The organism is Paenarthrobacter sp. 10L412 (assembly GCF_056395565.1).
This window is the reverse complement of the sequence record NZ_JBFTJT010000002.1, coordinates 324,735-338,626: the sequence shown is the minus strand read 5'-3', so window position 1 is coordinate 338,626 and position 13,892 is coordinate 324,735. Positions and strand designations below refer to the sequence as shown.

10 protein-coding genes are annotated in these 13,892 nt (G+C 62.0%); 7 read left to right on the top strand and 3 right to left on the bottom strand.

What is annotated here, in order from left to right; all coding sequences use genetic code 11:
- Nucleotides 1-22 precede the first annotated feature (22 nt).
- From mfd to AC1DD7_RS03190, 7 genes are all read left to right on the top strand, one after another.
- Nucleotides 23-3,655 carry a transcription-repair coupling factor gene (mfd, locus tag AC1DD7_RS03220; protein WP_477513768.1) on the top strand — a complete coding sequence of 1,211 codons (3,633 nt, stop codon included), beginning with the start codon at nucleotides 23-25 and terminating at the stop codon, nucleotides 3,653-3,655.
- 4 nt (nucleotides 3,656-3,659) lie between these two features.
- The gene (locus AC1DD7_RS03215) at nucleotides 3,660-4,469 is read left to right on the top strand and encodes a metal-dependent hydrolase (protein WP_431119151.1); all 810 of its coding nucleotides are present in this window, start codon (nucleotides 3,660-3,662) and stop codon (nucleotides 4,467-4,469) included.
- A 94-nt stretch (nucleotides 4,470-4,563) separates the two neighbouring features.
- Nucleotides 4,564-5,376: a glycosyltransferase gene (locus tag AC1DD7_RS03210; RefSeq protein ID WP_477513767.1), complete on the top strand. Its 813-nt coding sequence runs from the start codon at nucleotides 4,564-4,566 to the stop codon at nucleotides 5,374-5,376.
- A complete protein-coding gene (locus AC1DD7_RS03205; RefSeq protein ID WP_477513766.1) occupies nucleotides 5,373-6,803 on the top strand; it encodes a glycosyltransferase family 4 protein in 1,431 nt (476 codons plus the stop codon). The genes AC1DD7_RS03210 and AC1DD7_RS03205 overlap by 4 nt, the downstream gene beginning before the upstream one ends.
- 35 nt (nucleotides 6,804-6,838) lie before the next feature.
- Complete coding sequence (locus AC1DD7_RS03200; RefSeq protein WP_477513765.1) at nucleotides 6,839-9,805, top strand: oligosaccharide flippase family protein; 2,967 nt, start codon at nucleotides 6,839-6,841, stop codon at nucleotides 9,803-9,805.
- Between the two features lie 5 nt (nucleotides 9,806-9,810).
- Nucleotides 9,811-10,953 carry a glycosyltransferase family 4 protein gene (locus tag AC1DD7_RS03195; protein ID WP_477513764.1) on the top strand — a complete coding sequence of 381 codons (1,143 nt, stop codon included), beginning with the start codon at nucleotides 9,811-9,813 and terminating at the stop codon, nucleotides 10,951-10,953.
- A complete protein-coding gene (locus AC1DD7_RS03190) occupies nucleotides 10,943-11,752 on the top strand; it encodes a PIG-L deacetylase family protein (protein WP_477513763.1) in 810 nt (269 codons plus the stop codon). The genes AC1DD7_RS03195 and AC1DD7_RS03190 overlap by 11 nt, the downstream gene beginning before the upstream one ends.
- Before the next feature lie 60 nt (nucleotides 11,753-11,812).
- On the opposite strand, the gene AC1DD7_RS03185 is transcribed toward AC1DD7_RS03190, so the two are convergent.
- The 3 genes from AC1DD7_RS03185 to AC1DD7_RS03175 all read right to left on the bottom strand — a co-directional run bounded on the left by AC1DD7_RS03185 (nucleotide 11,813) and on the right by AC1DD7_RS03175 (nucleotide 13,773).
- The gene (locus AC1DD7_RS03185; protein ID WP_442006291.1) at nucleotides 11,813-12,040 is read right to left on the bottom strand and encodes a hypothetical protein; all 228 of its coding nucleotides are present in this window, start codon (nucleotides 12,038-12,040) and stop codon (nucleotides 11,813-11,815) included.
- Between the two features lie 52 nt (nucleotides 12,041-12,092).
- On the bottom strand, nucleotides 12,093-12,785 hold the full coding sequence (deoC, locus tag AC1DD7_RS03180) for a deoxyribose-phosphate aldolase (RefSeq protein WP_477513762.1): 693 nt from the start codon (nucleotides 12,783-12,785) through the stop codon (nucleotides 12,093-12,095).
- A gap of 127 nt (nucleotides 12,786-12,912) precedes the next feature.
- The gene (locus AC1DD7_RS03175) at nucleotides 12,913-13,773 is read right to left on the bottom strand and encodes an FAD-dependent oxidoreductase (protein ID WP_477513761.1); all 861 of its coding nucleotides are present in this window, start codon (nucleotides 13,771-13,773) and stop codon (nucleotides 12,913-12,915) included.
- Between the last annotated feature and the right edge of the window lie 119 nt (nucleotides 13,774-13,892).

Sequence of the window (13,892 nt, the reverse complement as noted above, 5' to 3'; positions counted from 1 at the left end):
ACCCACCCTAGGAGTTTCAGCCATGAGCCTCAACGGTCTGCGCCGCGCACTGGCGGAGGACAAGACTTTTGCGCGCGTCCGAACTGAGGCTCAGCGGCCCTTTTCGGCCCGGAGCACGGACTACCAGATCAGCGCCCCTACCGGGATGCGGGCAGTGCTGCTCGCAGAAATGGCCGACGCCATGGCTGCCCAAGGAGCTGACTCCGGGAACGCCCCTGTTGTCCTGGCGGTCACCGCTACCGGGCGTGAGGCCGAAGACCTGACAGCGGCGCTCGCCTCCTATCTCCCCGCGGACTCAGTGGCCACTTTTCCCAGCTGGGAGACCCTCCCGCACGAGCGGCTCTCGCCGCGGTCGGACACCGTGGGCCGCAGGCTCTCCGTCCTTCGCCGCCTGACCCACCCTGAAACCTCGACGGCGGCGCCCTTGCGTGTGGTGGTTGCTCCGGTTCGCGCCGTGGTCCAGCCGATTGTCGCCGGTTTGGGCGGCCTCGTTCCCGTCACGCTGCAGGTAGGCCAGGAACGCTCCTTCACCGACGTTGTCCGGGCCCTCTCCGACGCCGCCTATGCCCGGGTTGACATGGTGACGCACCGCGGCGAATTCGCGGTTCGCGGTGGCATCCTGGACGTTTTCCCGCCCACGGAGGACCACCCTATCCGTGTGGAGTTCTTCGGCGATGAAGTTGACCAGATGCGCTGGTTTGCCGTGGCTGACCAGCGCTCTCTGTCCGCACCCGGGATCCACCACCCCACGGAACTGCATGCACCACCCTGCCGTGAAATCCTGATCACGCCCTCCGTCATGTCCCGTGCCGCCAAGCTCAAGGCCGATATGCCGGCCGCGGCTGACATGCTGGAGAAGATCGCCGGTGGCATCGCCGTTGAAGGCATGGAGTCCCTGGCCCCTGTGCTGGTGGATGCCATGGTCCCGTTCGTGGACCAGCTTCCGGCCGGGTCCCTGAGCGTGGTCATCGAACCGGAAAAGGTGCGCACCCGCGCGCACGACCTCGCTGCTACCAACGAAGAGTTCCTGGAAGCTGCTTGGTCAACGGCGTCCGACGGCGGCTCGGCGCCCCTGGATCTGTCCTCCCAGGCGTCCACTGACTTGCACGCCGCGAGCTTCCGTTCTCTGACAGACACCCGATCCGCCGCGTTGGAACACGGCGTGTCCTGGTGGTCCATCACCTCTCTCGCGACCGATGAGGACCTGGTGCTGGACATCGACGTGCTCAACCTCCATGCCCGGGAACCGCGTGGTTACCAGGGCGAGGTCGCGGAAATGCTGGACTTCATTGGCTCCCGTGTCCGGGAGCAGTGGCGCTTGGTAGTAGTTACTGACGGTCCGGGACCGGCCCAGCGACTGGTTGAGCTTTTCCACGATGCCGACATCCCCTGTGCCCGTGTGGACTCGCTGGATAAGGATCCACAGCCGGGCATCATCGAGGTGACCACTGCCGCCGTCGGGCGTGGTTTTGTCCTGGATGGCCTCAAACTGGGCCTCTTGACCGAAGCGGACCTGCTGGGCCGCGCCACCGCCAGTTCCACCAAGGACATGCGGCGCATGCCATCCAAGCGGCGGAATGCCGTGGACCCGCTGCAATTGCACGCAGGCGACTTTGTGGTCCATGAGCAGCATGGAATCGGCCGGTTCGTGGAGCTTATTCAACGCAAGGTGACCGGTACGTCGTCGTCCGATGCCGGGCTGCGTGAGTACCTGGTCCTGGAGTATGCAGCATCCAAGCGCGGTGCTCCGGGGGACCGTCTGTTCGTTCCCACGGACCAGCTGGACCAGGTCACCCGCTATGTCGGCGGAGACGCCCCTGCCTTGAGCAAGATGGGCGGCGCTGACTGGGCCAGCACCAAGTCCAAGGCACGCAAGGCCGTCAAGGAGATCGCCGGAGAGCTGATCCGGCTGTACTCCGCCCGGATGGCCTCCCGCGGACACGCCTTCGCCCCCGACACTCCGTGGCAGCGTGAGCTCGAGGAAGCCTTCCCGTACGTCGAGACTCCTGACCAACTGACCACCATCAACGAGGTTAAAGCGGACATGGAGCGGGAAATCCCCATGGACCGCCTGGTTTCCGGCGACGTGGGCTACGGCAAGACCGAGATCGCCGTCCGCGCTGCTTTCAAGGCCGTCCAGGACGGCAAGCAGGTGGCGGTCCTGGTGCCCACCACGCTGTTGGCGCAGCAGCACTACGAGACCTTCACCGAACGTTTCTCCGGATTCCCGCTGCGGGTAAAACCCCTTTCGCGGTTCCAGAGCGGCAAGGAAGCCAAAGAAACAGCCGAGGGCGTCAAGAGCGGCGCCGTGGATGTCGTGATCGGTACGCACCGGTTGCTGTCCAAGGACTTTGAGTTCAAGGACCTGGGGTTGGTCATCGTGGATGAAGAGCAGCGCTTTGGTGTGGAACACAAGGAAGCCCTGAAGAAGATGCGCACCAACGTGGATGTCCTGGCCATGAGCGCCACGCCGATTCCCCGTACCTTGGAAATGTCCCTGACGGGCATCCGTGAGACGTCCACCCTGGCAACCCCGCCGGAGGAACGCCACCCGGTACTCACCTATGTGGGTCCCTTCACGAACAAGCAGACATCAGCGGCCATCCGCCGCGAGCTGATGCGCGAAGGGCAGGTGTTCTTCGTGCATAACCGTGTGTCCTCGATTGAGCGTATTGCCGCGCAGATCCGCGAGCTGGTCCCCGAGGCCAGGGTGGAAGTGGCGCACGGGCAGATGTCCGAGAGCCGCCTCGAGAAGATCATTGTGGACTTCTGGGAGAAACGGTTCGACGTCTTGGTCTGCACCACCATCATTGAGACCGGGCTGGACATCTCCAACGCCAACACCCTGATTGTGGACGGCGCCGACAAGTACGGACTGTCGCAGCTCCACCAGCTCCGTGGCCGAGTTGGTCGTGGCCGTGAACGTGCCTACGCCTACTTCCTCTATCCCTCGGAAAAGCCCCTGGGCGAGGTAGCCCTGGAGCGACTCAAGGCTGTGGCGGCCCACAACGAGCTCGGCGCCGGCATGCAGTTGGCTATGAAGGACCTCGAAATCCGTGGTGCGGGCAACCTGCTGGGCGGGGAGCAGTCCGGCCATATCCAGGGAGTGGGCTTCGACCTTTACATCCGGCTCGTGGGCGAGGCTGTTGCCGAGTACCGCGGCGAGGCCGAGGAGAAGGCAGCCGAGATGAAGATTGAACTGCCCGTCAATGCGCACTTGCCGCATGATTATGTGCCCGGTGAGAGGCTGCGCCTGGAGGCTTATCGGAAGTTGGCTGCCGCTGTGACCAACGAGGCCATCGATGAGGTCCTCGCGGAACTCGTGGACCGCTATGGTGAGCCGCCGCTGCCCGCGCAGAACCTCATCGCCGTGGCCCGCTTCCGGGTGGGGGCCCGCGAAGCCGGGCTGTCCGACGTCGCGCTCCAAGGCAACTTCATACGCTTCTCGCCGGCGCAATTGCCCGAATCCAAAACCATGCGCCTGAACCGCATGTACCCGGGTTCCCAGGTTAAGCCAGCGCTGGACGCCGTCCTGATCCCGAAGCCCAAAACGGCCAGGATCGGCGGCCGTGATCTCCAGGACGCCGAGATCCTCCAGTGGGCCAACAACGTGATCGAAGCGATCTTCTCAGACGTACCCGTAAAGGCAGGCTAACCGAATGATGGGAGGACACCACGCCGCGTCAGGAGCCGCGGCGTGGATTGCTATTGCCTCGACCGGTCCCTACGCCTTGGGCTGGTACCCGCTGGACTCCACAGGCATCCTGATCGGAGCCATGGCGACGGCGGGCACAGCGTTGGTGTGCGACTGGGATCACCGGCACAGCACCATAGCGAATTCGCTGCCGCCGCTGTCCAATGTGATTGCGGTGGGAATCGAGAAAGCCAGCGGCGGCCACCGGCAAGGAACTCACTCTCTGTTGGGAGCCTCGGCCTTTGTAGTGCTGGCGGCCATGGCAGCTCAATTTCAGATGGTCACACCGGCAGGCAAGCTCTCCGTCGGCGCCGGTTTGCTGTGCATGTTCATGATCAACCTGGCAGCCAAGGCTTTGAACCTGTTTCCGAAGTCGGGCTGGATCACCAACTGGCTGTTCGCTGTGGTGATGGCCGGCCTGGTGACCTGGTTCGCACCGGATCAATGGGGTTGGTTGCCGCTGTCGATGCTGACGGGCGTCGTGGTCCACATTGTGGGGGACATGATCACCGTGGGTGGCGTACCGTTGCTGTGGCCGATCGTCATCAAGCCACCTAAATTCCTGCGGAAATCACTGATCAGTGGCATCTGGCGGGCCAACGGGGCTTTTTCGATTCCGCTGCTGGGAAGGGCCGGATCACGGCGCGAGTGGCTGGTGCTGATTCCTGTCAGCGGATACGCCATGGTGGGTATGGGCGCAGCGGGCTGGGCTCTGGCCCAGCAACATTGGCCCGGAGTGCTGGCGGCATTGGGCGGTGTGATCCAGGCCCCGTGATCCGGACGCCAAGTTGGCGTCATGTCTCGCGGCCTGTGCCCACTCCCTTTACGAGAAGACGAATTTTTACGTTTTCACGTATACGGAGGTTCAGATGGCTGTGCTCCACTCACGCAGTATGCACATCGGCAGCAGGGGAGGCCTTCAGGCACTGCGACATGCGGATTCACTGCGTCGTTCCCTCGTTGATCTTGAAGTAATAATTCCGGCCTACAACGAGGCCGGACGAATTCCCAATACCCTGCTGCAGGCCGTCGATTTCCTGGCAAGTCAGCCGTGGTCTTCGCGGATCGTGGTTGTAGATAATGGCAGCGTTGACGAGACCGGGGCTGTAGTCCGCCGTATTTCGCGCGAGACAGGAAGCCGCGAGACAGGAAGCACCGTCCCGATTTCCGTGATCGGTTGTTCCCGTCGTGGCAAGGGGGCAGCTGTCCGCCGGGGCCTCCTCAGCGGTACGTCACGTTTCACCGGGTTCTTTGATGCGGATCTGGCCACACCGTTGGATACGCTGACTGCTGCCATGTCCCACCTCGAAGAGGGTGCTGCAGCAGTAATTGCCTCGCGCCACGCGCCGGGTTCCACCCTTGTTCGGCGACAACAACTGGGACGGCGCGTGGGCGGTACTGCTTTCCGCGCACTGACCAAGTCCAAAGTGAAGGGCATCTTCGATACCCAGTGCGGCTTCAAATTTTTTGAGCGGTCCTCGCTGACAGCGGCCATGGTGCAATGCCGCGCGACCGGATTTGCCTTTGATGTGGAGCTGCTTCTGAGGCTGCAACACCAAGGGGCCCGAATCATCGAACTGCCTGTCGCCTGGACTGACGGAGAATCGTCAACCTTCCGGCCGTTCCACGACGGAATCGCCAGTTTTGCCTCCGTGCTTCAACTAGAGAAATCGATCCTATGACCACTGCTTTCCCAATGTCCCCAACACATCTTGCTGGAAAGCACGTACTCATCCTGAACTGGCGCGACGTCGGTCATTCCCAAGCCGGGGGCGCCGAGCAATACATGCACGAGATTTCCCGCAGGTGGATAGAAGCCGGGGTCAAAGTCACGTGGTTCACCGGGCGTGAAGCGAACCAGACTGCGGAGGACGTCATCGACGGCATCCGGATACTACGCAGTGGCGGTCCCTTGGCAATCTATGCCCACGCAGCCCTCAAGCTCGTGCGCACAGGCAGTCTTTACGATGCTGTAGTGGATTGCCAAAACGGGATCCCGTTCTTCTCGCCGCTCTTCATGCCAGGCGGGACGCCCATCGTTCAATTGATTCACCACGTTCACCAAGAGCAATTCCGCAGCAGATTCTCGCCGCCGTTGGCTGCCCTCGGCCGCTTCCTGGAAAGCCGCGGCGCGAAAGCTGTCTATGGCCAGCGGGCCATTGTTGCCGTATCACCTTCTACGCGGTTGGAACTTCGCAAGCTTGGATTCTCCGGACCAATTCACGTAGTACCCAATGGCACTATCGACGTTCCGGCAGAGGTCGGCCCCAGGGCGCCTGAGCCCACCATTACCGTCGTCAGTCGCTTGGTGCCGCACAAACGGCTGGACTTGTTATTGGGCCAGATTGCCGTTGCAGCCTCCCGTATCCCTAATCTGCGCCTGGAAATCGTGGGCGACGGGCCTGAAAGAGGCCGCCTTCAGCAACTCGCGATGGACCTGGGGCTCAGCCATGTTGTGACTTTCCACGGCTATCAGCCCAACGAGGTCCGCAACAGGCTGCTGAACCGGGCATGGCTTACTACTTCCACGTCGGCGTCCGAGGGCTGGGGATGTTCAGTCATCGAGGCGGCTGCCTGGGGCGTTCCCTGCCTTGCCTTGCGTGTTCCAGGCATCCGCGATTCCGTGGTGGACGGCAGCACAGGATGGTTGGTGGATACCCCCAAGGAATTCGGGAGCGCCATGGTTGCCGCCCTGGAGACGTTGGCCGCCCATGAGGCATCCCGGGAGTTCTCTGCACAATGCCAGGAGTGGGCACGTTGCTTTACGTGGGAGCGGAGTTCGGCACTTCTGGCTGGTGTTGTCCTTGAAGAGATGCAAAGCCTGGAGGCGATCGGTGGTCGCAGTTCCCGCTCCGATATGTCCACACTGGTGCGTTTCGAAGTACCGCTAGGGGCCGACCTCCGGGCCATACTGCGCCCCACGGATGAAGTGTGGGAGGGCGACGGCCAAGCCTCGGTCTTGATGAAGGGCCGGGATGAGTTCGAAGCCTTCGCTGTCCTGAAGCAGATTGGGGTTGACTCGGCTGAGTTGCAACCGGCCGGACGGAGCGTCCTGCTGGCCGGACCCGGAAGCGCTGCTTCGCCTGCCCACGCTGTTGATGGCCTGTAGGGCGCATCCGGCCGCGATCGGCCAGGGGTGCGAACATGTCTGACACCCTGCTTCATAAGGATCAGGAAGCCAAATCCGGTGGCGTGGAAAAGGTATCCGGACACAGAAGCAAAGTAGGTGAAAACAGCGTCTTCCTGGCGATGTCGGCCGGGGTAGTGGGGGCAGTCAGTTACGCCTGCAGTTTACTCATGGCCAACATGCTGCCCACTGCGGACTACACGCACTTTGCGTCGGCCGCGATGCTGATGGGAATCGTAGGGATTGTTGCATCAGCCTTGGTGCCGCTTCCGCTGTCCCACGTAGTCGCTGTCAATCCTGAAGACTCCGAGGAACGCAAGGATGGCATGGCCTTCTCGGTTTTTGTGTCATGCCTGGCGGGAGCAGCGGCAGCCGCAGTGACAGGAATAGTGACTCTGGCCTTTGCCACACCAGCGCTGGCAGGAGCTGTGGCGTTGGGTTCGCTGGCTATCTTCATCGTGACGGCGCCCTCGGGTTGGTTGCAGGGTGAATTGCGTTTCACCTGGGTTGCCCTGACAAACATCGGCGAAGTTGTCCTCAGGCTCGGGTTCAGCGTGTTGGTGATCTTCCTGGCATGGGGTGCAGGGGGAGCGGTCCTCGGTTTTGCTGTGGGCTCAGTAGCTCCGCTCGCCGTGCCGCTTTCCTTCTATCGGGACCTGCATTGGCGTCCGCGGGTCCTCCTGGACAAATGGCGATGGGCGGAGACCATCGAGATCGCGTCGGTGTTGTGCGTAGTTTCGGTGCTGGTTGGCCTCGATGTTGTGGTGGTTGGATTTCTGGACGAAGGATCCTCGGCCGCAGCGGGATTCCAAGCATTGGCATCAATTGCCAAGGGGCCGGTGTATGTGGCGGCCGGTACTGCCTTGGTGGTTTTCCCTTTGCTACGCACCCCAGGCGCGGACGTGCGTCAGATCCTTGGAGCCGCCTTCGCCTCCTTTGGGCAACTGGCTGTAGTGGCCTTCGTCATTATCGCGACGGCACCGCATGCGCTGGCCGGGCTGATTGTGCCCCAGAAGTATCACGGCTCCCTGGAGCTCTTGCCATGGTTGGCAGTAGCTGGCCTTGGCTACGCAGTGCTGATGGTACTGTCCACAATCCTTCTCGCGGTGAGGGCCTACCGGCGATGCCAGGTAGGCCTTGCCATCGCTTGCCTTCTGGTGGTCGGTGGGCTGTGGGTTGGCTGGCATCTGAATGCTGTTAGCGGCATGGCAGTGGGCTCAGCGGCGGGCTCGGTGCTGGCGTCCGTGGTTCTGGCCCTCATCGCTCATCCGGTTCTTGCCGCCGCCGCGCGTCCGGGCCGTGTGGCCTGGCGGTGGTTTGCGTACCCAGTCGGACTGGTTGTGGTGCTGGCCGTGGCCAGCGGGTTTCAACCGTTTGTATGGCTGCTCCTAGCAGCCGCTGCCGGTTTTGCCATCTTGGCACATCAGCGCGGCTTGTTGCCCGGCTGGAGCAAGGTTGCACGGCGAATTCAGGGACTCACGGGCACCTGGATGCCGTTCCTGGCTGTGGTTGCCGGAGCCTTCGGCGTTCGTGCCCTCGGTTTGGAACAGGGTTTTGAGCTCTGGGTGGATGAGTTACTGTACGTGCGTTTGGGCGAGTCTGTCAGTGCCGGCCACTTTCCCACGCTCCCGGACGGGCCCTTCTTCCTCCACCCGCCCGGCTATTTCCTCCTTGAAGCCGGCGTCATCACGCTGTTTAACGTCTCTGGTGAAATTGTGGATGTCGTAGTGCAGTTGCGGTGGCTGAATGCGGCGCTCGGAGCATTGACCGCGGGCTTGGGGTTCCTCCTTGTCAAAAGGCTTGCCGGTATCAGACCCGCGTGGTTCTGCGCCGTGCTTCTTGCTTTCGAGCCTGTCATCCTGCGCAACAACAGCCATGCCTTCCTTGAGACCTCGGCCATGGTGGCTGTGGTTGCAGGGTTTTTGGTATTGGTAGGAACGCCGGAACCCGCGAGGAGGCTGACCGCTATCCTGCGCTGGTCGTTAGCTGGATTGCTCCTGGGATACGGCGTTCTCTGTAAGGACTTCTTCATCATCTGCACCATCGCCCCGGTGCTGGTTGCTGTGTTGTGGAAGCAGACCCTGCCCTGGCGGAAGGCTGCGGTTGTGGTGGCGGTGGCTGTCATTCCCTATGCGGCTTACCTCGCCGTGGTAGCCCTCCGGGGACAAATGCCCGATTGGGTGTGGGCCAAAAGCAATGGGCTGCTTCGGATGTCCGGGGTTGAGAAGAACACGGGTTTCACGGCGGAAGGCTCGCCCAGCATCGTGTCCCGATTGATCGAGCAGAGCGGTCACTTCGGCACCAGTTATGTTCTTCTGGCGCTGTGTCCCGTAGTGGGCCTCCTCCTGTGCTTCAGCCTTCATGCAGGGCGGCGGTTCATTGGACTCGCAGGGTTCGCGCTGGGTGTCGCTGGTGCCTACAGTGCTGTGTTCGGCACCTTCGAAGAGCAATATGGGTATGGCGTCATGGTGGCAGGGGTCTTGTGCTCCGTGCTGGCCGTGGTGGAGTTCAGGGAGAGATACCCCAAGGCTCGTAGCGCGCTCACGGCGATCTCCATCTGCTTCATCGCCTTGACGGTGCTTCTCGGGGTGCGGACGGCACTCACTGTGGACAATGGCTTTGCCAGTGCGAGGCAGTGGGTCAAAGCGAACCTGCCGGCAGATGCGCGCGTCAGCGTCACCAACAGCACTGCGGAGTTGGTATTCAGGGATGACGCCAGGTTCGGAATCTGGCCATCAGCACCCTTGATGAAAGAACACGGCGTCAACTACATCCTGACCCAGTCGCTGCCCACCAGTCAGGGATACGGCTACGCGAATCCCACCATGCTCGCTTGGCTAAAGGAGCACGCAACCCCTGTTTTCACTTCCGAGGGACCCACCAATGGTGATACGACGCGCTGGTTCGTGCGTGAAGCCGATCTGGACGTTGCTGCATCGGCGAATATCGGGTTCCCGTCCAAAGACCATGGCACAGAACGGTAAAGATCATGAGGGTTTTACATCTTGGGTTCGAAGACCCAGGCATGCCCGGCGCCGGTGGGGGATCAGTGAGGACACACGAGGTCGATCGCCGGCTGGCTGCCAACGGCTTCCGGATGACCGTCCTGACCACCAGGTACCCCGGGTGGTCTGAGCGTGTGCAGGACGGCGTTCACTACGTGCCAATCGGAATAGGCCATGGGCGGAACAGGCTGACCCGGCTCCTGGGCTATGTGCTGATGCTGCCCTTTGAGGTTCGACGGCGTCGCGCAGCCGTTGATCTGGTGGTGGAGGACTTTTTCGCGCCCTTCTCCAGCATGGCTGCGCCGCTCTGGACCAAGCGCCCCACCATTGGCCTGGTCCAGTGGCTGCATGCGCGTGAGAAGGCACGTGAATACGGCTTGCCCTTGCACTGGGTGGAACGATGGGGTGTTAGGCGCTACGGGCGAATGATCGCAGTATCGCAGGGCATCGCGGACCGCCTGACTGCCATGAATCGGGACGTCCGCGTGGAGGTGATCGGTAATGGCGTGGATCCCGCGGCGTGGAAAACCGAACCCAAGCCCGGACAGGACATCCTGTGCATCGGGCGCTTGGAATTCAGTGGCAAGGGTCTCGATTTGCTGTTGGCGGCCTGGGGAGAATGTGCGGGACGTGTTGATGGCCAACTCCTGATTGCAGGTGCCGGTCCCGACGAAGCCAAGCTTCGCGCTGTCATCGAAGCGAGAGGCCTCTCGAACCGGATACGCCTTATGGGGTGGCTCTCCGGGGAGCAGAAATTCCAAGCGATGAGTGATGCGCGGCTTGTGGTTGTTCCCTCCAGGCAGGAGACGTTTGGGTTGGTGGCCATCGAGTCATTGGCAGTTGGAACTCCGGTCATTGCCTTCGATATCCCGTGCTTGAGGGAGATTGTCCCCGACGCCGCCGGCTGGTTGGTTCCGGCGTTCGACGTCGAGGCCCTTGCCGCCGAGATAACGCGCAGATACGCACAGGACGGACTGATGGAGGTGGGGGCCCAAGGCAGGGCGTTTGCTTCAGGCTTCAATTGGGACCGGCTCGCCGAAATGCAGGCCACATCCTTTCGCAATGCAGTTGCTGAAGCAGCTCCAACCGGGCCTCATCCACAGGGAGGGCCTCCGCATGGCAATTGAATCGAAAATCGAACGATCCTTGGCAGGCGACGCTCCCTGGCTGTTCCTGTCGCCCCACCTTGACGACGCGGTTTTGTCCTGTGGTGCGCTTATTGAGGCGCAGGCGCAGGAACGGGAGATCATCGTGGCAACTGTGTTCACGGAAGCCTCCCCTGCACCGCACACCCGGGCCGCCCGCTCTTTCGTGCGTCAGTCCACGCTTGAGGATGGCGTGCAACTGTTCGAGGCCCGCAAAGCAGAGGACAAGGCTGTCCTTGCTGCCATGGGCGTACAGCTCATACATCTGGGCGCCGTGGATGCCTTGTTCCGTCGTCGACAGTTACCGCGGCTCGCCAGAGGCGCGTGGAACAAGCTCCTGCCGGAACTGACACACCGCTACTCGACGTATCGATTCGACATCGCGCTCGGACGGATAGCACGGGGAGATAAAACGCTCATCCGGCAACTCCAGGACGATGTTGCCGAGCTAATGGCCGTGACCAAGGCCGAACTGCTCTTCGTTCCTGTAGGTGTGGGTAGCCATGTTGACCACCTCATCACCCGCAAGGCCGGGGAAGGCCACCCTGAAAACCTGGTCCTTTATTCGGACTTTCCCTACGATTTGGTCTCGCCGCCGGATACGGCAGGGTTAGCGCGCCTTGGGTACCAACCGTGGATTTGGGCAGAAGGCTTGTCATCCAAGCACCCGCGGATCAGGCAGTACTCCACACAAGCCGATGGGTTGTTCCCCAGCGGTGTAATTCCCATCAAAGCGGAAACCTACTTTGTCCCGCGTTCTTCCCGAAGCTCAAGCAGTTAAGCCCGCCCCAAAAGCAATGGCCCGGGCACATGCCCGGGCCATCACATATTGCGTGAAAGTTTAGCTTTCGCCAGCTGAGTCCGAGCGGCCAAGAATGGTCTGCGGAATCCAGAATGCGAGGGCGAACAGGCCCAGGCAGACGGCCATCGGCCACGGGTTATCCAGGCTGAGGAAGGACAGGGAGTAGATAGCGCCCAGGAAGAGCACGATCATGACCACGAACAGGACAATGCTTGTGCCGAGGTTGTTCTCTTTTTCAATGGGGGCGCTTGTTGCGTTCTTGGACATTCATTCCTCCTCGGCCCCGCAGGGCTCAAAATCTGTGGCGGTCGCGGATGCCTCAGTAATCCGATGAACCCTGTTCACCTTTGACAATGGCTATTCCGGAACTCGCTCCGATACGTGTTGCACCAGCAGCAATCATAGCCTGTGCGTCAGCCAGGGACCGCACTCCGCCTGACGCTTTGACCCCAACATCAGGTCCGACGGTCTTGCGCATCAAGGCAACGTCTTCAACGGTTGCTCCGCCGCCGTTGAAACCAGTGGAGGTCTTGACGAAGTCAGCCCCTGCCTCAACGGCGGCTTCGCAGGCAATGACCTTCTGTTCATCGGTCAACATGGACGTCTCGATGATGACCTTCAGGATCGCTTCGCCGGCGTGGACAGCTTCGGCGACGGCGGTGATGTCATCCACCAAGGCGCCCTTGTCATTCGCGCGCGCGGCCGCCATGTTGATCACCATGTCGATCTCATCGGCGCCATCCAACACCGCGCCGCGGGCTTCGAATGCCTTGACGTCGCTGGGTGTGGCGCCCAGCGGGAACCCAATAACGGAGCAGGTCAAGACTCCGGATCCTTTGAGGGCCTTCGTGACGGTCTTGACCCAGATCGGATTGACGCAGACGGACTTGAATTTGTACTCGACGGCCTCGGCGCAAACCTTCAAAACCTCTGCCTCGCTGGCCTCCGGCTTCAACAGTGTGTGGTCGATGTACGAGGCGATGCTTGCAGGCGCGACGGCTTCGTTGCTCATGGGATCCTTCCGTGCCGGGCATGGCCGGCCCGATGGCCGCAGGGTTGTCACTGCCCGTCAAAGGACCATCTTGCCATATGGTCCGGGTGCCGGTCGGGGTTGTCCACAATGGCAAGAGAAGCAGCAGTCAGGCCGCCATCGCGGCCTGCTGGTTGCTGCCCCATGCGCCCAACAGCATCCCCGAGGCGCACAGCATCGCGGAGGACTCGGCAGAAAGGAGAAGACCCAGTCGGAGGCCGTCGCAGGAAGCCGCGTCGCCAATCGCCCAAATGCCGGGGACGGAGGTGGTGAGATCGCGCCCTACTGCGATCCCGCCGTCGGAGGCAATCAGGAGACCTGCGCTTTCGGCAAGCTCGCTGCGCGCGATACGTTCCTCGGCGAGGACCACGAGGTCGCCGTTCATGCTGCTGCCGTCTTCGAACAGGATGCCGGTCGCCGCTGGCGTGGAACCTGAGGTGGAACGAACGACGGCGGCTGGCCGGAGGGTGGTGCGGACGGGACGGACACCGCGGGCCCGGAGCACGGCTTCTGCCTGGCCCGCTGCGGGACCATTGCCCACGAGGATTCCCAGCGGGCGCCGGCCGACGATCCTGGTGACGTCCTTGATCGCTTCACCGATGTTCGCGGCGTCATCGATGGTGGAGTAACTCAGGCCCGTTTCGGCCCCGGCGACCGGCGGAAGGCTTGGAGCTGAACCCGTGGCGATCACGAGTTGGTCGTAGGAGAACTCCATGCCATCCACGGTGGTGACGATCTTCGCTGCGGCGTCAATGAAACTTGCGGGCTGCCCGAAGCGGACCGAGACCTGCGGCAGATCTGCCAGTTCCAGGAGCGCCTCGGGGCATTCGTCGCGATTGCTGAGCACGGTGACGGTGCCATCGAAGGGGCGTTGCCGGGAACCTGAACCGCTGCCGGCCAGCCGCCGCACCAAAGCCTGGGCTGCGGGACCTGCGCCTGCAATGACGATGTGAACGGGTGTGGAGGACATGTTTGGCCCTTTCGCTGGCGTGACCTGTTGATCATCAGCGTAGGGTGCCGGTTTTTCACGGGTGTTTCCCCCTTGTTGCCATCTTTTGCAGATCGGTAGCGCGCTGTTTACCAGCCGGT